Below are 19356 nucleotides of genomic sequence, written 5' to 3'. Positions count from 1 at the left end.
ACGGGCGAGCACCGCCGGACGGCATTCGGGGGGCCGTGGACGGGGATACGCTCGACCTTCCGTTCTCTACACGGTGTGCTCGCGAATGACTTCGCCGAGCTGCCGGGGAAGGCCGGGAGAGAACAGTGTGTGTCCCATACCGGGAATCGGCCGGAATCGGGAGTGAGGGACTTCCTCGGCGAGGGCACGGCCATGTCGTGAAGACGGGTGACGGCCCGCTGCCTGACGAGACGCTACGGCCGGGGCGGTGAAGGCTCCGGCCGCACCACTCCGGCGACCGGCATCCGTTGCAGAGCGGTGAGCCGGACCACCGTGCCGGGCCGGGGCGCGTGGACCACCAACCCGTCACCCACATACAGGCCGACGTGGGTCGCCTCCTCGAAATAGACCACCAGGTCACCCGGGCGCAGCGGAGCGCCACTCGGAACGCGCGGGAGCTGCGCCCACTGCTCCTGACTGGTCCGGGGCACGGTGACACCGGCCGCCTCCCACGCCTTCGAGGTCAGGCCGGAGCAGTCGAACTCCGTCGGCCCGGTCGCGCCCCAGACGTAGGGGCTGCCCATGCGGCTCAGCGCGTAGGCCACGGCGCGTTGGGCGACCGGGTCGGTCCGGCCGTCGGCCGGCGCCGAGTTCCGGTACGCCCCCGGCTGCCAGACCCCGTCCCCGAACCGGCCCGCGAGATCCGCGCGCATCCTCTCCTGCCGCTGCACCAGACCGCCCTGGTCCGCCTCGACCCGGTGGACCTCCTCGGCGCCCGCCGACTCGGCAGCACGGGCGAGATCCGCCTGCTGCGCCCGGGCCCGGCGCACCTCCTCGGCATCGTGGTAGCGGTCGGCGAGGGCGTCGTCGCTGAGCCGCTCGCCCCGCCATCGTTCAAGGCTCTGTTCGGGTGTGGAGCTGAGGAAGGCGGCCAGCTGGACCATCCCGTGGTTCAGGTACTGGGCCTGGGCCAACCCGCTGAGCAGATCTCCCAGCACCTCCTGCCGGACCCGCCCGGCGTCCGCGGACGCCACGGCGGCGGCGGCGTCCTGACGGAGGCGTACGGCCGTGTCCCGCACGGCCGTCAGTCGGGCCTCGCCCTCCACGATCGCCAACGCGGTGTCCGTCCACTCCCGGACGGCCTCCGCCGTCGGGGCCGGGCCGGGTTCGGCCACCGCGGCCGGCTCTCCGTCCGGTCCGAGCGGCCCGGTCGGCGGCGCGAGCCCCTCGTCCGGCGGCGCGGCGCCGGCGGACGGCGACGGCACGGGCGACGGCACGGGCGACGGCACGGGGACGGGAACGGGCAGCGGTTGGGCTCGCGCCGTTCCCGCACCGAGGACGGCCGACGAGCAGAGAACGGCTGCGGCGATCAGGCCCACCGAGCCACGACGGCACGTCCCGAGGAATGAGGAGGTCACCAGTCCCAAGGAGTCAGAGCACGGACGGCCCCGGACCGAGTGACACCCGCTTGTCACTTCATCGGGCGATATCAGCTGGGCCGGATGGCGCGGGCACCGTGATCGTGACGTCACTGCCCCGTGAGCCGTCCAGGCCGGGTAGGCCGGGTAGGCCGACGGTTTCACCCTGTCCGGGGTGGGTGCACCGGCGCGACGCATCCTCCCGGACCTTCGCCGCCGCCTCGCGGCCGCCCGGAAACAACCGCACCTTCTCGACGGCTGCGGGCACCGACACAGCACGGCGGCCCGCCGGCGGATGGCCGGCGGGCCGCTTCGTACAGTGCTGTGGTGCTGTGGTGCTGCGGTCGGACGGTGGTGCAGGTGTTACTGGAGACCGCTGTGGATCGCGTTCACCAGCTCGCCGTTGGCGGTGTCACCGCTGAACTCCCAGAAGAAGGCGCCGCGCAGGTTCTGGGCCTTGGTCCACGCCATCTTCGAGGCGATGGTCGCCGGGGTGTCGTAGCTCCACCAGTTGGTGCCGCAGTGGGCGTAGGCGGTGCCGGCCACCGTGCCGGTGACGGGGCAGGTGTTCTTGAGGACCTTGTAGTCCTCGATGCCGGTCTCGTACGTACCGGCCGCCGCACCGGTGGCGGTGCCACCCGGGGCGGACTGGGTCACGCCGGTCCAGCCACGGCCGTAGAAGCCGATGCCGAGCAGCAGCTTGTCGGCCGGCACGCCGATCGACTTGTACTTGGCGATGGCCTCGGCCGAGGTGAAGCCGGCCTTCGGGATGCCGTTGTACGTGGTGAGCGGGGAGTGCGGGGCCGTCGGGCCCTTCGCCGCCCAGGCACCGAAGAAGTCGTACGTCATGACGTTGATCCAGTCGAGGTACGGCGCACCGGCGGCGTAGTCGGCCTTGTCGATGTTGCCGCCCGGGGAGGCGTCGGCGGAGACGGCCACGGTGACCAGGTCACGGCCGAACTCGGTGCGCATCGCCTGGGTCATCTTCTTGAACGAGTCGGCGCCGCTGGTGTCGCAGGTCAGACCGCAGGCGTTCGGGTACTCCCAGTCGAGGTCGATGCCGTCGAAGACGTCGGCCCAGCGGGGGTCCTCGACCAGGTCGTGGCAGGACTTGGCGAACGCGGCCGGGTTCTGCATCGCCTGGCCGAAGCCGCCGGACCAGGTCCAGCCGCCGAAGGACCAGATCACCTTGATGTGCGGGTAGAGGCGCTTGAGCTCGCGCAGCTGGTTGAAGTTGCCGCGCAGCGGCTGGTCCCAGGTGTCCGCCACGCCGTCGACCGACAGGTCGGCGGTGTAGGCGCGCTCGTAGTCGGCGTAGGCGTCGCCGATGGTGCACTTGCCGTTCTGGACGTTGCCGAAGGCGTAGTTGATGTGGGTGATCTTCGCGGCGGAGCCGGAGGTCACCAGGTTCTTCACGTGGTAGTTGCGGCCGTAGACGCCCCAGTTGGTGAAGTACCCGAGCTTGACCTTGTCGCCGACGACGACGTCGCCGCCGGTGGTGCGCACGCTGCCGGGGGCGCTGGCGGGGCCGGTCAGGTCCGCGGTGTCGCGGGCGACGACGGTGTAGTCGTAGCTGGTGCCCGCGGTGAGGTTGCTGTCGCTGTAGCTGAGGCCGGTCACCGTGGCGACCTTGGTGCCGTTGCGCAGGACGTCGTAGTTCTTGACGCCGGTGTCGTCGGTGGCGGCGGTCCAGGACACCTTCAGCGAGGTGTCGGTGACGTCGGAGCCGACCGGGGTGCCGGGCGCGGAGGGCGCCTGGTTGCCGCCGGGCAGGTCGGTGCCGTCACAGGAGGCGCCGTTGAGCTTGCAGCCGCTGGGCACGCCCGGGCCGGCGCCGTTGAAGCCGAAGGTCACGGAGGCACCGGGGGTGAGGGTGCCGTTCCAGCCCTTGTCCTTGGCGGTCCAGTGCGTGCCGGAGCTGGTGACCGTGGCGTCCCAGGCCGAGGCGACGCTCGTGCCGGTCGGGAAGTCCCACTCGATGGTCCAGGACGTGAGCGTGGTCGTGCCGGTGTTCTTCACCGTCCACTTACCGTCGAACCCCGAGCCCCAGTCGGAGCCCTTGGCGAAGGTGGCGGTGGCGGCGGTGGCGGCCTGGGCGGGGGTGGACAGGCCTACGACGGCGACCAGCGGAAGGGCGAGCGCGGTCAGACCGGCTGCGGCGACTCTCAACTTCTTTTTCGACATGGCGAAGCGAGTACTCAAGAGAGGGGCTCCTCGACGTGGGGGCGGACAGGGGTGGGGGAGTCCGTGGTCGCACGCTGCGCGACGTCCTTCGCAGGGTGCTCCGGCGAGACTAGAAAGGTCCAGACCAAGCCGTCAAGAGGTCCAGACCATTTTTCCTTTACCTGACCTTTGCCGACAAGGACGTCCCCCTGGGCCTCCTGACGGTCCGTCCGAAGACGAAGCGGACGACAACGGACGAAATCCACCCGGCTTCGCGCCGCCCCGGCGCCGGCGGGGCCGTCCGTGGACGTCGAGCTCCGTCAGGGTTGACATGCAAGGGCTGCGGGCAACCTTGTGGCGTCTTCCCCGCAAACTCCCACCAATGGAGACAAACGCCGTGTTGCGCCGAACTGCACTCACCCTCTTCACCGTGGCGAGCCTGGCCACGTCCGCCGCACTGACCGCACCGGCCGTCGCGGCACCTCCGGCCACGGCCGCCGCCTACCCCACCACCCCGGTCCACGTCGCCGACGGCGCCGGCAGCTACATCTCCGGCACCCTCACCTGGTACAACCGATCGGTGGGCTTCACCGGGACGTTGAAGTCCGTCGGCTGCCGCAGGGCGTGGTACAGCGTGTTCGACGGCTACGCCAACCCGCTCGGCCCCAGGAGCAGCAGTACGCACTGCAACACGGTGACCTCGGTGCCCGCCACGCTTCCCGCCGATGTCGTCGGCGGCGGCTCGTACGTCGGGGTCTGCCTCGACGACGCGAACGGCAAACCGGTCACGTCGTGCGGCGTCTACCCCCGTCCGTGACCGCCCGTTCCCCCTGCCCTCCCCCGCAGTCGGCCGATCCACCGGCCCGCACCTGACCCGCCCCCGGGGCCCGCCCGGGCGCACACGACGCGGTCCCCGCCTCGGCGCACTGCGGCGGGGACCCTTCCTGCCCACCGGAAGGTCACCGGAGCGGACCGGCCTGACGCGGGCGAGGCGAGGACGACCACCGCGCAACGGGCTTCGGGCTGCTGGATGTTGACACGCCGCCGCTCCCTCCGGTTGCGAAGCGGCCAGACTTTCATGAACCGGCCGTAATTCGTGCACGTCAGATCAGCGATCCCGGCGGGCGAAGGTCACGTGAGTTCGGAGCATCCGGCGAACGGACTGTGCCGCCAAGTCCCTTTCTCCCGAGGGAAAACGAACGGGTGACTGCCCGCCAGTCGAGAGGGGCCGCGGACCTCGCACCTCGGTGGACGCGACGATGTCGGCCGAGGACGAACGCCTGGGGGCCGCTTCCGCCATGGGGGCTGTTCGAACCGACCGTCCAGGGTGGCGCCCGCGGCGAGGTAGAGGCCGCCGAGGCTGTGGGCGACGCGCGTGTGACCGTCTGCGAGCGGTCCGAACTCGGAGCCCCGGCCCGGAGCGTCGGCGTTCGGTCTGCGGACGACCGCGGCGCGGTCGGCGAGGCTGCTCCCGCTCACGTCGACCGCGTCGCCGGCACCGCCCCCTCCCCGGGAGCGCGTGGGGTCCGATTCTCGGCCCGTCGGCCGACGGCGGCAAGGTCCGAATTACTGATGGGGCGGATAACAGAATCGTATGGGCGGCGCACTGCACCCACCTCACGTCGACCGCAAGGATGTTGTCCAGGTGGGGCCGGTCGGGGGTGAAGTGAACGTGGAAGCGCGGGCGTCCGGCCGGCCAGGTCCTGATCTCGAAGCATCGCTGTCGTAGATCGCACAGGGGAGTCCGCGTCGGATGGTGCGCCCGGATGATCCGGCCGGCCGCCACCACTGCGCCGCGGTGCGGCCCGTCGAGGCCGCCGACTCCGCGTGCGTCCGCAACAGCGTCCGGAATCCGAACGAGGCGAGAGGTACACGCATGATCGATCTGTCGGCAGCGCCGATGACCTGGGTGACCGCAGGTGACAGCATCACCCAGGCGAGCACGCACACGCGAGGGGCCCGCGGATGGGTCGAGCACCTCCACGAACGCGTGCGGCGACAGCTGGACCGCCGCACGGACATCGTCGTCAACACCGGCGTGTCCGGCTGGACCTCCGCCGACGTCCTCGGCTCCTACCACCATCTGATCGGCCGGTTCGCCCCCGACATCCTCTCGATCTCCCTGGGCACCAACGACGCGCACGCCGGGGCGGTCGGGCTCGACGCCTTCCACTCCGGCTTGCGCGAGATCATCACCCGCACCCCCGGTGCCCAGATCATCCTCCAGACCCCCGTCCCGACCGGCCCCGCCGCCCGGACCACCCACCCGGACCTGCCCGCCTACTGCCAGGCCGTCCGGGACATCGCCCACGACACCGGCTCCCTCCTGGTCGACCACGAGGCGTACTGGCTGGCCCGCTTCCCCGACGGCGACCCGGGCGAGTGGCTCGACGACCCCATCCACCCCAACGCAGTCGGCCACCTGCACATGGCCAACCACACGCTGCGCACCCTGGGGCTGGGCGAACTGATCCACCCGTGACGCCGCTCGCGCTCCGCAGACCCGCCCGGAACGACCGCGCCGTCGCCGCTCCGTACGGGTGGCGGCAGGGTGCGGCCGCCGGGCGGGTCTGCGGAGCCGTCGGCATGATGGCGCCGCCTGCCACCGATCCCCCGGCTCGGCCCGAGAGAGATCCGGTTGGCCAAGAACACGAAACGGCAACACCCCTGGCGGCCATTTCGTATATCGCATAAGTTTCGGGCAAGGCTCCAGCTTGCTGCTTCGACGTTACGCCGCACCGCTCTGGGGCCGGTCTCTGGGCCGGATCGCCCCGGCCTCTCCCTGCCCCCGCACGTTCCGGGACGGCCGGCCCGGCCGCTGCCCGTCGCACAAGGAGACCCCCTCATGGCACCACTCCGCCGTAGACTCGCCGCCGCCGTCTCGCTGGCCTCCGCCGTCGCGCTCGCAGCCTCGGCCTGTTCCTCTTCCACCGGCGGGTCCTCGGAGTCCGCCGGGCCGACCACCGTCAAGTTCTGGTCGATGCCGTACTGGATCGGCCAGGACGGCAAGGTCAAGGAACTGGTGGACGAGTTCAACGCCTCCCAGGGCAAGGTGAAGGTCGAACTCACCCTGCTGGAGTGGAAGGACGGCCGGGACAAGATCAAGCAGGCCGTCGCCGCCGGCAAGGGCCCCGACGTCTGGCTGATGAACAACGGCCTCGACCTCGACTACCTCAAGTCCGGTGCCCTCGCCCCGCTCGACAAGCTCGGCTACACCGCCGCCGACACCGAGAAGTTCCTCCCCCTCGCCAAGGTCGACGAGTACGGCGGCAAGATGTACGGCGTCCCGCTCTCCTTCGACGTCGGCGTCATGCTCTACCGCACCGACATCCTCCAGCAGTACGGCATCGCCGCCCCGCCGAAGACCTGGGAGGAACTGAAGTCCACCGCGGCCACCATCACCGCCAAGTCCGCCGAGGCCGGGAAGAAGGTGGCCGGCTGGCAGTTCAAGGGCATGGACGACCACCTCAACGCCATCAACTCCGTGTGGGAGAGCTTCCTCTGCCAGGCCGGCGGCACCCTCACCACCCCCGACTTCAAGACCTCCACCCAGAACACCGACGCCGGACGCACCGCGATGGACTACATGAAGTCCTTCTACACCGAGAAGATCTCCCCCACCGGGACCAGCGCCCTCAACGGCTTCATCAGCGGCGACGTCGCGATGTTCCCGTTCAACCAGTCCGTCATCGCCAGCATCAAGCTCGGGGGTGCCAAGACCGAGGGCAAGTGGGCCGTCGCCCCGATGCCCACCGGTCCGAAGAGCGGCTGCTCGATGGTCGGCGGCCAGAGCCTGGTCGCAGGCTCCGCGAGCAAGAACCCCGCCGGCGCCGGCGCGTTCATGCGCTGGCTGGCCTCCCCCGAGCGCAGCGCCCAGTACATGGAGTACTACGGGATCTTCCCGTACGACCTCGGCAAGGTGGACCCGGCCGTGAAGGCCACCGTGGACGGCAAGGCCAAGGCCGACCCCAACTGGAACGCCATCTTCGAACAGCTCGCCCGCAACACCCCCGAGCTGCTGCTCCAGGACCGGCACGCCTTCCAGGCCCGCTGGGACGCCCAGAAGGCCAACATCGTGGCCGGCGTCAACGGCCAGGTCCCCGTCGACAAGGCACTGAAGACCATCGACGACGCGGTCGGCCAGGCCCTCGGCAAGGAATGACGGACCGCGGCAAGGGGCGAGGGAGACCTGTGACGAGGGCGACCGGGCTCCCCGCGCAGCACCCCCTCGGCGGCGCGGTCAAGGAGTAGGACCCACGTGCTCCCCGGTAGTCGCACGGATGAACCGGGTAGCACGAGCCCGGCCAGGTGCTGGAGACAGGCACCCGGTCGGGCCTGTGGCATTCGCCTGTCGGACCTGCGGAGGCTGCCCCGGCCGCAACCGGCTCGCCGACGCGGAGGGCGGGAGGCAGGAGCGCGAGGGGCTCACGGGCGCCCGGGGGCGGTGTCGGGGCCGGGTGGCGCTCAGGCCCGTTCAAGGACCTTCAGGGCGCGGGCGGTGTTCGGTGACACCTCGACGGCATCGATGCCACAGGCGAACAGGGTGAGAACCGCACCCGGGCCGGCGCCGGAGCGTCGCCGCTCACAAGGGCCAGGATCCTGCGGGTGCGCGGGCAAGGAACAGGTCGTCGGCCTGCACGGATAGCTCTGGGGCACGGAGACACCGGGCCGGGGCAGGGATATCGCCTACGTTCAATCAGCTCAGAAGGCGCACTCGACCTCGTGCACGGCCTGCGAGCCTATGTGCGCGCGTACCGCGTCCGCGGCCGCGACCGGGTCGCGCCGACGCAGCGCGTCCACGATCACGTCGTGCTCGGCGGCCACGGAGCGCCAGTCCCGGTCGCCCATCGGCGCGGTGATGCGGTAGCGGCGGATGGTGAACAGCAGCTGCTCGGTGAGGTCGTGCAGGACGCGGTAGCCCGCGCTCTGGGCCAGCGTCCGGTGGAAGCGGGAGTTCAGCTCGGCCATCTTCTCCAGCGCGCCCGCGGCCAGCGCGTCGTGCATCGCCCGCTGGATGCTCTTGAGTTCGGCGAGCCGGGCGTCGTCGATACGCTCGGCCGCGAGCTGTCCGACCAGCGCCTCGATGGCCTCGCGGGCGAGGAAGACGCCTCGCATCTCGGCGACGTCGATCGGGGTCACGGTGATGCCCGCGTGCATCCGCGAGACCAGCAGACCGTCCGACTCCAGCCGCTTCACCGCCTCGCGGACGGGGATCTTGCTGATGCCGAACCGGCGGGCCAGTTCGTCCATGTTGATCCGCTCGCCGGGTCGCAGACCCCCCTGGGCGATGGCGTTGTACAGGCTCTCGTAGACGAGGTCGGCCTTGCTCTTCACGGCGGGGATGCGCTCCGCCCAGCTGGTTCGCTCCATTCGTTCATGGTATGCGATATCCCAACGATCCGGCCCTCCCCCCCGAGGTGAATTCATCACCTCAGCCTGGGGTTTCATCCGGTTCGCCCCGGACGTATCGTCCAGGATCTTCGTGTACCAAGTTCGATGCACCCTTCATTCGGCGGCGGATGCGGCGAACGCCTCCCGGGCAGAACCTGCGGATCACGTTGATCCGGCGGCCGGTCGCCCCGGTCCCCGGATCCGGCCGGGAGGCGTTCGTCAGCCATGTGCACCGTGGCGCGTCGGGCTCAGGTGCGGGCCGGGAATCAGGGTGTGCGGACCCAGAACTCGATCGACCGCGGCGGGACGGTGATGGTGAGGGTGGGCCCGGTGAGCGCGGGGATGTCCTGGTTGTTGGTGGCCGGGCCGTAGCGGTGGCCCTGGAAGACGGCGGTCGTCTGGGTGTTGACGGTGTAGGTGAACGACTGGGTGGCTGAGCGGTTGGTGATGACGAAGACCGGCTTGCCCTCCGGGGTCTTCCACGCCATGATCCGCTGGTCGCCGAGTTCGGCGGACTCGTCGACGTGGTAGCGCACCGAGTTCCACGGCATGTACTTCACGAAGCCTGCGATGGCGTTCCAGTTCTGGGGGTTCCAGGTCCAGTGGCCGACCGGGAGGTCGGGGAAGTGGTTGGGGCTGAAGTCGGTGTCGCTCGGCGGGCGCCAGAAGCCGAGGGAGTAGCCGGGCGATTCGGCGTTGGTGGTGGGCTTGAGGGCGTGCAGCCAGAACCAGGTGGGGGAGTTCTGGAAGGTCATCCAGTTCATGATCGACTGGGCGGTGTTGATCGTCCTGTCGTCGCTGGTCTTGTTGTCGAGGTACTCGAACTCGTTGTTGAAGACGGGCCTTCCGAGCGCTCCCGAGGTGTAGTCCCTCCCGATCGGCTTGATGCTCGGCATCTGCTCGTTGCTCGGCGAGCCGACGCGGTGGAAGGTCCAGGCGTCGACGTAGGACAGGGCCACCGGGTCGGCCGCGACGGCCTTGCCCCAGGGGCTCTCCCAGCCGTCCCGGCTGTCGGCGTGGATCATCGCTCGGGGGTAGCGGGCCTTGACCTTGGGTGCGACGGCCTTGAACGTCTTGAGGTACCCCTCGGGCGTGTACTGGCACGTGGAGTACGTGTTCTCCGCGTCCGGCTCGTTCTGCAGGCCCCACATGGAGATGGGAACACCGCGTGCCGAGAGGTAGTCGAGGTCGCCGACCATGGCGTCACCCAACTGGTCGAGGAACGCCGGCTCGACGGACGCGAGACTGCCTCTGACGTAGGAGTTGTTGCTCTTCCAGCCGGGGGCGGGTGACCAGTACTCGGCCGCCACGCCCTCCATGCGACTGCTGTTGATCATGTCGGCGAGCAGGGCGGTCTGGCCGGGGTAGCGGTCGATGATGTGCTTGCCCGTGGGATCGAGACCGCGATGGTAGAGCCCGAGCGCGAGCCGGCAGTAGCGGAAGCCCCGGTCGGTGCGGTCACCCATGACCAACTGCTGGTAGAAGCGGGTCCGTTCGGCCGGTGTCAGGTCGTAGGGAACGCCGGAGACTGTGGCCGGCAGGCCGTTGTTGCCCGAGCCGATCGAGTCCGACTGGATCTCGAAGCCGAGGCCGAGGATGGTCTGCTTGCGCGCCCGGTCGAAGCGGATGGTGTAGTTGCCGGCCGTGGCGGCCGTGGCGGTGGAGAGGTTGAGCAGCGGGGTGATGGCCGCTCCGGCGCCGGCGACGGCCGCTCCGCGCAGGATGGAGCGGCGGCTGATGCCGTGAGGCTCGGGTCTGGTCATGTTCTGTCTCCGCGGGGGGATGGGGGTGGGGTGGGGGCTGGAGGTGGCCTGTCGCCGTGGGCGAGGGGGAGGCCGGCTCCGGTGGGGGTGATGCCGGTGTGGACGGCGGGTACGAAGCTCCCGCGGGCGGTGCTTCGACGACGCCGGGCAACGGGCGCCGATCGGGGTCCGCACCGAAGGGGCTTCGGGGTGTGGCGGTGCTCGGGCCTACTGATTCCGGAGGCCGGCTGTCGGGGAGGTCGGACCGTGGTAGCGGCGCGAGAGCGGACCGTCGGGAGATGCCGACGGATCAACTGCGCGGCGGCGCCGTGGGCGCGTCTCTTGTGGGACGGGCTGCGGCTGGGTCGGCCGTCCAGGTACGTGCGGGAGCAGGGAGAGGCCGGTCGTGATCCGGCTCCAAGTCCGGCCCCCGAACGGCGTGCTGTCACGTCGGCACGGCATCCGGAGTCGTGCGTGAAATATATGCGATATACGAAAGGAGCGCCAGATGTGTTGCCGCTTCATTTCTCGGGGCATCCTGATGTGTTCGCGTTCGTGATCTCGAAAGGAGCCGGCCCCTGCATCTGATCGTGTTCCGTGATCAGGCGCAGGGGCCGGCTCGGACGGTGGGCGCTGTCGGCTCCGGCGGCGGCGAGCGGCCTCTCGTCCGGGCGTTGGGAAGCGGAAGCCAGGTTTGCGGAGGGTCAGACGATCCGCTCGCGGGGGTCGGCGCCGGCTGTGCGGTGGTCGCCCTCCTCGCGGAGCAGGTGGCTTCGCCGGGTCATATCGCCTGTAGATGGACCAGTGCCGCACTCTGGGACGCGCGCTCGGGACCGGGCAGTCCGAGTGCTCCCAGCGCCGCACCGGAAGCCTGCATGCCCGTCACCTCCCAGACCACCGCAGGGTCTGCGGGCGCGACGACCGAGGCACGGTAGCTCCGGGCCGGGTCGAGACCCGGGATGCGCAGCCGTGGTGGCACGTGCACGATCTCGTCGAGCTGGGCGTAGGAGAAGAGCGCCTCGGACCGGTCCTGCGCGACCACGCCGTGCGACAGCAGGCCGTCGGGCAGCTCGATACGGGTCAGCCGACCGGTGTGCAGGAGTACGCGGTGGCGCTTGTAGAGCTCGATCCAGCGGGCGAGGCGGTCCAGCTCGTGGGGCGGTACCGTCCTGAGGTCCCACTGGATGCCGAACTGGCCGAACAGGGCCGTGGCCGCCCGTAGGTCCAGGGTGCTGGTCCGACCGGTCTGGTGGGAGAGCGGCGCCGTGACATGAGCGCCGAGGTACTCCAGCGGGGCGAGCTGGGCGGTCCAGTGCTGAATGGACTGGCGGGACAGCGGATCGGTGACGTCGGAGGTCCAGACGCTCTGGACTCGTTCGAGCACGTCCAGGTCGATCCTGCCGCCTCCCGAGGCGCAGCTCTCCCACGCGATTCCGGGGTGACGTCGGGCCAGCTCGTCGAGGAGGTCGCGGAAGGCGAGGGTCTGCCGCCGCGCCATGGCCCGCCCGGAGCCGCGCGAGTCGCCGCCGTCGATCTGGTCGCGGTTGTGGTCCCACTTGACGAAGTCGATCGGGTGATCCGCCGCCAGGCGGTCGAAGGCGTCGAGGAGGTGTGCCCGTACCTCGTGGCGGCTGAGGTCGAGCAGGTAGCAGTCGCGTTCGAGTACCGGCAGGCGGTCGCCGGTACGCAGGATCCAGTCGGGGTGGTCGCGGAAGATCGCCGCGTTGGGATTGACGGCTTCCGGTTCCCACCAGAGGCCGAACTCCATCCCCAGCTCGTGCACCCGGTCCACCAGCGGTGTCAGTCCGTCGGGCCACGTTCCCGGGTCGGAGGCCCAGTCACCAAGGCCGTCGCTCAGGGAGGTTCGGTTCGTGAACCACCCGTCGTCCAGCACGAAGCGCTCGACGCCCAACGCGGCCGAGATCTCGGCCAGGGCGGTCAGTGTGTCGAGGTCGTGGTCGAGGTAGACGGCCTCCCACGGGTTGAACATGACGGGTGCGGGTGCGGGTGGATGGGCCTCCAGCGAGCGGACGTAGGTGTGGGTCGCGTCCGCCAGGCCGTCGAGCCCGCGCGTGGACGCGGTGACCTGCACCCAGGGCATCGCGTACGTGTCGTTCTCGGCGAGGACCAGTTCGCCCGGATGCAACAGCTCGCCCGCCCGGACGACGGCGGTGCCCGAGCTGAGTTGCTCGACGGCGTACCGGTGGTTGCCGCTCCAGGCGAGGTGGACGCCCAGGACCTCGCCGTTGCCGTAGCCGAAGCCCGGCGTGCCGACCACGACGAGGCCGGTGCCGTCGAGGCCGCGCATGCCCCGGCGGTGCTCCCGGACCCAGTGCCCGTCGGCGAGGGCCCGGCGCCGAGGCTGCCGTTCGAGGGCCCAGCGCCCGGTGAAGTCGAGGATCTCGCCGGTGCCGGGCGGAACGGGGACGACCACGTCGAGCGCGTCGACCACGTACGGGCCGCTGCCGGTGTTGGTCAGCAGGTGTCGGAGCCGCAGGCCGCCTCCCGCGACGGCTTCGGCCTCGAAGCGGAGTTCGAGGCCCGCCGACTTGTCGGTCGCCTCGACCGCGAGCGAGCCCGGAGCGCACCGTACGGAGGCCGGGCCGAACGCGGTGGACCAGTCGCCGCCGGGGCCGTCGGGACCGACGCGATGACCGAGCAGCGCGGGCCGTCCGAGGTAGCCGCGCGAGTGCTCCGGGAGGAGGCTGACGGGTGAGCCGATCAGCCAGCTGTTCCAGGCCGTGGTCTCGACCGAGGCGGGCGGGGTCAGGGCCCGTACGTCCCCCTCCCCCAGCCTCGGCCCCACCCACCCGATGTCGGGCAGGCCGTCGGCCCGCGGCAGGAGGACGATCGTCGTCGTCTCGGCCCCGCCGGAACCGGAGAGTGCGACGGGGTCGGTGGGTACGGGGGCGGCAACGCGCCCGGGCTCGATCATCAGGCAGCTCCATTGGTACAGAGGGAAGGACGATGTCAGGTCTGCCCGCCGAGAAGGCGGCTCTCGATGTCGTCGAGGGCCAGCCGGGCCGCGCCCAGCGCAACGGACTCGTCGCCGAGCAGGGAGACGCGAAACTCGGGCGGGTCGAAGGAGGTCGCGGCGAGGTGCCGCCGGAACGGAGCGGCGAGCACCTCTCCCGTGCGGGACAGACCGCCGCCGAGCACGACGAGGTCGGGGTCGATGGCGTGCACGAGGGTCGAGGCTCCGAGGGCGAGGGCCTCGGCGAGGACGTCGACCGTGCGCATCGCGGCGGGGTCACCTGTCGTGGCCGCCTCGAAGAGCGCTCGGACACCCTCGCCGGTGGACTCGCCGGTGGACTCGCCGGTGGTCGGACCGGCGAGCCTGCGACTCTCGCGGTCGAGTTCGGACATCGCCTCCGGCCATCCGAGCATCTTCAGGGAGCCGACGGACGCCGCGAGACCGTGCCGGCCGTTGTGGATGCGCCCGTCGATGACGATCGCCGAGCCGATGCGGCGACCGGCGTGGATGTAGACGAGGTCGCGTGCCCCGGCTGCCGCACCCCGCCACTGCTCGGCCACCGCCGCCAGGTGGATGTCGTTGGCCACCAGCACGTCGCTTCTGAAGCGTGCCGAGACCTCGGCGACCACATCGATCCGGTCGAAGCCGGGGAGCGAGTAGACGTTGAGGTCCCGGCCCGCGGAGAGCGTGCGGACGTCCTTGACCGACGAGCCGTCGGTCACCGCTCCGGTGATGCCGCAGGCCACGGAACGGACGCGCTCCCGCCCCATCCTCGCCTGCCGGAGCGTGGCCTCCATCAGACGCGCTGCGGCGTCGATGCGCTCGGCGGCTCCCAGAGCGGGGTCGACGTCGCGCTTGCGCAGCGACACGACCTCCCCCCGCAGGTCGCAGATGATCACGGCCACCTTGTGAGCACCGATGTCGACCCCGACGACGTTGAAGTTCTCGGCGGCGACCCCGTAGTGCCGAGCGGGCCGGCCCGCGGATCGGTCGACCTTCGGGGGCCCGGGCGCCTCTCGGACGAAACCCTCCTCCAGCAGGGCGTTCAGTAGTTCCTCGGCCGTGGGGCGCGAGACGCCGATGGCCGAGCGCAGGTCGCCGACCGTCAACGACTCCGCAGTGAGGAAGGCCTTCACCGCGGCCGAGAGGTTGAGCCTGCGCAGCAGGCCGGCATCGCCCGAGCGGGTGGTCGAAGTCGCACGGTTTTGGGCTTGACGAGTGTCTTGACGCACGGCAACAGGCTATCTAGATTGACCCTCCTCAGCAATATTGAAAAGCAACTTGCTTATCTAAAGCAGGTTCGGGCGATGCCCGCGGAGCGGGTTCGACGCTGAAGGAGAGCACCATGAGACAGCTGACCAACCGTGTGGCGATCACCACGGTGATGGGCCTCGTCGCACTGACTGGCTGTGCCGCCGGGGGAAGCGGGACGGGCAACAGCGCGGCAGGCGGCGACGTGAAGCTGAGCCTGCTGACCTTCGAGACCCCCAACCTCACCGCCGCGTACTGGGACGACATCATCGCCAGGACCAGCGCCAAGGTGCCGGGAGTGAAGATCGAGAAGCTGGTCGCGCCGAGCGCCGAGCAGCGCAACGAGTACGCGCGTCAGCTCGACTCGACCGGCGGGCTGCCCGACATCATGGTCGCGGTCGACCCGAACGGACTGGCACAGGCGGGCAAGCTCGCGGAATTCGGCCTCGGCGAGCTCGCGGACTGGAGCGACCCGACCTCGAACAGCTTCAGCGGCAAGGTCTTCCAGCTCGCCACCAACTCGCAGACGTGGCAGATCTACTACCAGAAGGCGGCGTTCGAGAAGGCCGGCATCGCCGGGCCGCCGAAGACCTGGGACGACCTGCTCGCCGCGGTCGGAAAGCTGAAGGCGGCGGGAATCAAGCCGCTCGTCATCGGCGGCGGCGCGCCGGACGGCCTCGGACCGCGGTGGACGTTCTCCCAGCTGGTGGCCAACGAGGTCTACGCGAAGGACCCGAAGTGGCTCGACAAGCTGGTCTCCGGGCAGACCGACTTCACCGACCCGCTCTTCCTCAAGGCGGCGACCGAGATGAAGGAGTTGGCGGGCAAGGAGAACGTCGTCAACCTCTCCGCCACCTACGCGGAGGCCCAGGGCGACTTCCTCGCGGGCAAGGGCGCGATGTTCCCGATGGGCTCGTGGTTCCCGGCCGCCCCGGACAAGACCCAGCAGGAGCAGATCGGCGTCTTCACCATGCCCACGCAGGACGGCTCGATCGTCGTGCCGACGTACACCGGCGGCGGACTGTCGGTGAGTGCCAAGTCCCGTGACGTCGCGAAGGCCAAGAAGTGGGCCATCGAGTTCTCCAGGGAGAACGCCGACGGCGGGGCACGGAACGACGCCCTGTTCGTGGCCCTCAAGGGCTACCAGCCCCCCTCCGACCTGCCGCCGCTGTACAACGCCACCCTCGATCTCTACAAGAAGGGCAAGGCCGCGGGCACGGTGACGCCGGCCTTCGGCAGCGAGGGCGGCGTGCCGGCCCTGCCGTCGGGCTTCATGGTCAAGGTCGACTCGGCACTGACCGACCTGCTCAACGGCCGCTCGGACGTGGCCGGGTTCGCCGACAAGCTGAACGCGGGATACAAGGAACTCTCGAAGTGACGCTCCACTCCTCCCCCGGCGCGAGGAACAGCGTCGCCGAGAAGGCGGCACCGGCTCGCCGGCCGCCGCCGGGCCGGGCCTCGGCCGGACCCGGAGGCGGGTCCCGCAGGCGCTCCGCCCGGACGTGGTCGTCGGCGGGGGCCTTCGCGGCCTTCGTGCTGCCGACCCTCACGGTCTTCACGGCGGTGGTCCTGGTACCGATCCTCTGGACCCTCTACATCGGGACGACCGACGAGCGCGCGACCCGGCGGGAGACCTCGTTCGTCGGCCTGGACAACTACCGTTCTCTGCTTGAGGACGACAGCTTCCGGCACTCCCTGTGGAACACCGTGGTGATCACGGTGATCGTGGTCGTTCTGACGAACCTGCTCGGTATCGCGATCGCCCTGCTGCTGAGCAGGCCGGGCCGGCTCTACAGCCTCCTCCGCAGCGTCTACTTCACCCCGGTGATCCTCTCCTCCGTGGTCGTGTCGGTGATCGGGCGCTCGATCCTGGCGGACAAGGGCCTGCTGAACAGCACGCTCACCTCGCTCGGGATCGAGAACCCACCGGGGTGGCTCACGGATCCGTCCTTTGCGATCTACTCGGTGTCCTTCGTCATGGTGTGGCAGACACTCGGCTTCGCCGTCGTGGTCTACCTCGCAGGACTCGCGGGAATCCCCGTCGAGCTCGACGAGGCGGCGAGCCTGGACGGAGCGGGCCCCTGGCAACGCTTCCGTGCGATCACCTGGCCGATGCTCGCGCCCGCGCTGACGATCAACACCGTGATGCTGATGATCGGCTCGTTCAAGGTCTACGACCAGATCGCCGTCCTCACCAACGGCGGCCCCGGCACCGACGGCACGGCCACCGTCGCCTTCGACGTCGTCCGCACCGCCTTCGCCGAACAACGCCCCGGAATGGCCTCGGCGATGGCCGGGATCATGCTCGCCATCGTCTCCGTCGCGAGCGTGACCACGCTCAGGCTCCTGCAACGACGAGAGGTGAACCTGTGAAGTCCCGAGTCCCGTGGGTACGCCCGCTCCTGGCCACGGGCACCGCGGCGTTCTTCGCCCTGCCGCTGTACGTCGCACTGGTCAACGTCTTCAAGCCCAACGCCGACGTCGTCGCCTCGCCGTTGGCGCTCCCCACCCCACCCACCCTGGAGAACATCGGGCGCGTACTGTCGCGGCCGGACGATCTCTACTGGTACGGCCTCGCCAACTCCGCCACGCTCACGGCGGCGTCGATCCTCATCACCACCGTCCTGGCCGCGATGTCGGCCTACCACCTGGTGCGGTCCGACCGCTGGTGGAGCCGCGCCGTCCTCGGCGTCATGCTGACCGGCCTGATGGTCCCGCCCGCGGTGATCATGCTGCCGATCACACGGGTCCTCGACGCCGGCGGGCTACTGCACACCATGCCGGGCGCGGTGCTGGTCAACGTCGGGTACTACCTGCCGTTCGCCATGCTCGTCTTCATGGGCTTCATCCGCACGATCCCCCGCGAACTGGAGGAGGCCGCGGCGGTCGACGGGGCGGGCCGGTTCCGCATCTTCTGGCAGGTGGTCTTCCCGCTGCTGCGCCCGGCGTCGGCCAGCGTGCTGATCTTCCTCGGCGTGTGGGTCTGGAACGACTTCCTCACTCCGCTGCTGGTGCTGGGCCCGGGAGCCGGCAACACCGTCACCGTCGGCATCTACCGGTCGATCGGGCCCTACCAGCAGGACTTCGGCGCCGTGTTCGCGTTCATGTTCCTTGCGACACTGCCAGTCCTGGTGTTCTACCTCGCGTTCCAGAAGCACTTCGTCCGGGGCCTCACAGGCGGCGCGACCAAGGGCTGACACCCCCGGAGCCCGGGCATCGGCCCGAGCGAGAGGAGTACCCGTTGCCCCCCGGACCCGGCATGTGTCATCGTCTTGGACCCTGATGACACATGCTTCCCGTCCCCCGGGAACCGGGCGGCCCCGACACGACGAATCCCCACACCCGACAACTTCGCCACCCACCTCGTCCGGCGCACCGCCGCCCGACAGACCGTCAAGAGCCGCGACCCCGCCTCCGCCGCCGACCCCGGCAACGAGGTCCGGGTCGCGGCGCCCGTTCTGCGCGCCGACACCACACTCCGCCGCCCCGCCACCGAAAGAGCCGTCCGTGTCCCCCACCGACCTGCCCTCCCGGGGCGTGCCCCGCGCTCTCGGCAACCCCCACGAACTCGGCGAAGGCGCCCGCTGGATCCACGACCGGACGGTCTGGGTCGACCTCCTCGCCGGCGAACTCTGGGAACACCGCCCCGCCACCGATGCCACCCGTCGCCTGCTCTCCCTCGACGTACCCCTGGGGGCTGTGGCCCCGCTCCAGGACGGGAGCGGCTGGATCGCCGCCTGCGACACCGGCATCGCCGTCCTCCGCGACGGCCGGCCCGACTGGATCGACCGGCCCGAGGACGGCGCCCCGACCCGCATGCGGATGAACGACGGCTGCGCCGACCCCCGCGGCCGGTTCGTCGCCGGTTCCATGGCCTTCGACGCCACCCCCGGCTCCGGTTCGCTCTACCGGACGGACACCGACGGCTCCGTCACGAAGATCCTCGACGGCCTGACCATCCCCAACGGCCCGGCCTTCTCCCCCGACGGCACCGTGATGTACCTGGCCGACAGTGCCCTGCGGCGGATCGACGCCTACCCCTACGACCTGGAGCACGGCACCCTGGGCACACCGCGGCTCCTCGCCCGGCTCCGTCCCGACGAGGGCGTGCCCGACGGCATGGCCGTCGACCGGGACGGCAACGTGTGGTCCGCCGAGTGGGGCGGTGCCCGCCTCCGTCACTACAGCCCCGACGGCGACCTGTTGCGCGTTCTCGCCCTCCCCGCCCGGCAGCCCACTTCGTGTGCCTTCGGCGGTCCCGACCTCACCGACCTCTACGTCACCACCGCCGCCCTCGGCCTCAACGCCCCCGGCCCGGTCGACGGCCGCACCCTTCTCCTGCCCGCCCCCTGCGCGGGCCTGCCCACAGCGGCGGCCCGCCTCACCTGAACGCCCGCCGACGGCGACGAGGCCACGCCCCCCGGGGGGCGTGGCCTCG

At 70.4% G+C, this 19356-nt stretch carries 13 protein-coding genes; 7 read left to right on the top strand and 6 right to left on the bottom strand.

The genetic code is table 11. The features are described 5' to 3' along the window. Positions 1-233: 233 nt before the first annotated feature. Positions 234-1397: a C40 family peptidase gene (locus ABZY91_RS32585; protein ID WP_355406629.1), complete on the bottom strand. Its 1164-nt coding sequence runs from the start codon at positions 1395-1397 to the stop codon at positions 234-236. Positions 1398-1760: 363 nt separating this feature from the next. Next, a complete protein-coding gene (locus ABZY91_RS32580) occupies positions 1761-3581 on the bottom strand; it encodes a glycosyl hydrolase family 18 protein (RefSeq protein ID WP_355406649.1) in 1821 nt (606 codons plus the stop codon). Between the two features lie 361 nt (positions 3582-3942). Here ABZY91_RS32580 and ABZY91_RS32575 point away from each other — a divergent pair, with 361 nt between their 5' ends. The 3 genes from ABZY91_RS32575 to ABZY91_RS32565 all read left to right on the top strand — a co-directional run bounded on the left by ABZY91_RS32575 (position 3943) and on the right by ABZY91_RS32565 (position 7722). Then, positions 3943-4377, top strand: coding sequence for a hypothetical protein (locus tag ABZY91_RS32575; protein WP_329875854.1), 435 nt, complete (start codon positions 3943-3945; stop codon positions 4375-4377). A gap of 1059 nt (positions 4378-5436) precedes the next feature. Further along, positions 5437-6042: an SGNH/GDSL hydrolase family protein gene (locus ABZY91_RS32570; RefSeq protein WP_355406627.1), complete on the top strand. Its 606-nt coding sequence runs from the start codon at positions 5437-5439 to the stop codon at positions 6040-6042. 363 nt (positions 6043-6405) lie between these two features. Then, the gene (locus tag ABZY91_RS32565; protein ID WP_355406625.1) at positions 6406-7722 is read left to right on the top strand and encodes a sugar ABC transporter substrate-binding protein; all 1317 of its coding nucleotides are present in this window, start codon (positions 6406-6408) and stop codon (positions 7720-7722) included. 539 nt (positions 7723-8261) lie between these two features. Here ABZY91_RS32565 and ABZY91_RS32560 read toward each other — a convergent pair. The 4 genes from ABZY91_RS32560 to ABZY91_RS32545 form a co-directional block, all read right to left on the bottom strand. Continuing rightward, on the bottom strand, positions 8262-8930 hold the full coding sequence (locus ABZY91_RS32560; RefSeq protein WP_355406623.1) for a GntR family transcriptional regulator: 669 nt from the start codon (positions 8928-8930) through the stop codon (positions 8262-8264). Between the two features lie 287 nt (positions 8931-9217). Next, entirely contained in the window at positions 9218-10714 is a 1497-nt protein-coding gene (locus tag ABZY91_RS32555; RefSeq protein WP_355406621.1) for a hypothetical protein, read from the bottom strand. 760 nt (positions 10715-11474) lie between these two features. Then, the gene (locus ABZY91_RS32550; protein WP_355406619.1) at positions 11475-13628 is read right to left on the bottom strand and encodes an alpha-galactosidase; all 2154 of its coding nucleotides are present in this window, start codon (positions 13626-13628) and stop codon (positions 11475-11477) included. Between the two features lie 35 nt (positions 13629-13663). Next, on the bottom strand, positions 13664-14899 hold the full coding sequence (locus ABZY91_RS32545) for an ROK family protein (protein WP_355406617.1): 1236 nt from the start codon (positions 14897-14899) through the stop codon (positions 13664-13666). 113 nt (positions 14900-15012) lie between these two features. On the opposite strand from ABZY91_RS32545, the gene ABZY91_RS32540 reads away from it, so the two are divergent. The 4 genes from ABZY91_RS32540 (at position 15013) to ABZY91_RS32525 (ending at position 19307) form a co-directional block, all read left to right on the top strand. Next, on the top strand, positions 15013-16296 hold the full coding sequence (locus ABZY91_RS32540) for an ABC transporter substrate-binding protein (protein WP_355406615.1): 1284 nt from the start codon (positions 15013-15015) through the stop codon (positions 16294-16296). Further along, positions 16293-17291: a sugar ABC transporter permease gene (locus tag ABZY91_RS32535; protein WP_355406613.1), complete on the top strand. Its 999-nt coding sequence runs from the start codon at positions 16293-16295 to the stop codon at positions 17289-17291. The genes ABZY91_RS32540 and ABZY91_RS32535 overlap by 4 nt, the downstream gene beginning before the upstream one ends. Further along, entirely contained in the window at positions 17288-18115 is an 828-nt protein-coding gene (locus tag ABZY91_RS32530) for a carbohydrate ABC transporter permease (protein WP_355406611.1), read from the top strand. Before ABZY91_RS32535 ends, ABZY91_RS32530 begins: the two co-directional genes overlap by 4 nt. Positions 18116-18425: 310 nt before the next feature. Further along, positions 18426-19307: an SMP-30/gluconolactonase/LRE family protein gene (locus tag ABZY91_RS32525; protein ID WP_355406609.1), complete on the top strand. Its 882-nt coding sequence runs from the start codon at positions 18426-18428 to the stop codon at positions 19305-19307. The last annotated feature ends 49 nt before the right edge of the window (positions 19308-19356 follow it).

Source organism: Kitasatospora sp. NPDC002965 (genome assembly GCF_040611255.1).
Lineage (GTDB): Bacteria > Actinomycetota > Actinomycetes > Streptomycetales > Streptomycetaceae > Kitasatospora.
This window is presented reverse-complemented; position numbering and strand designations above follow the sequence as displayed.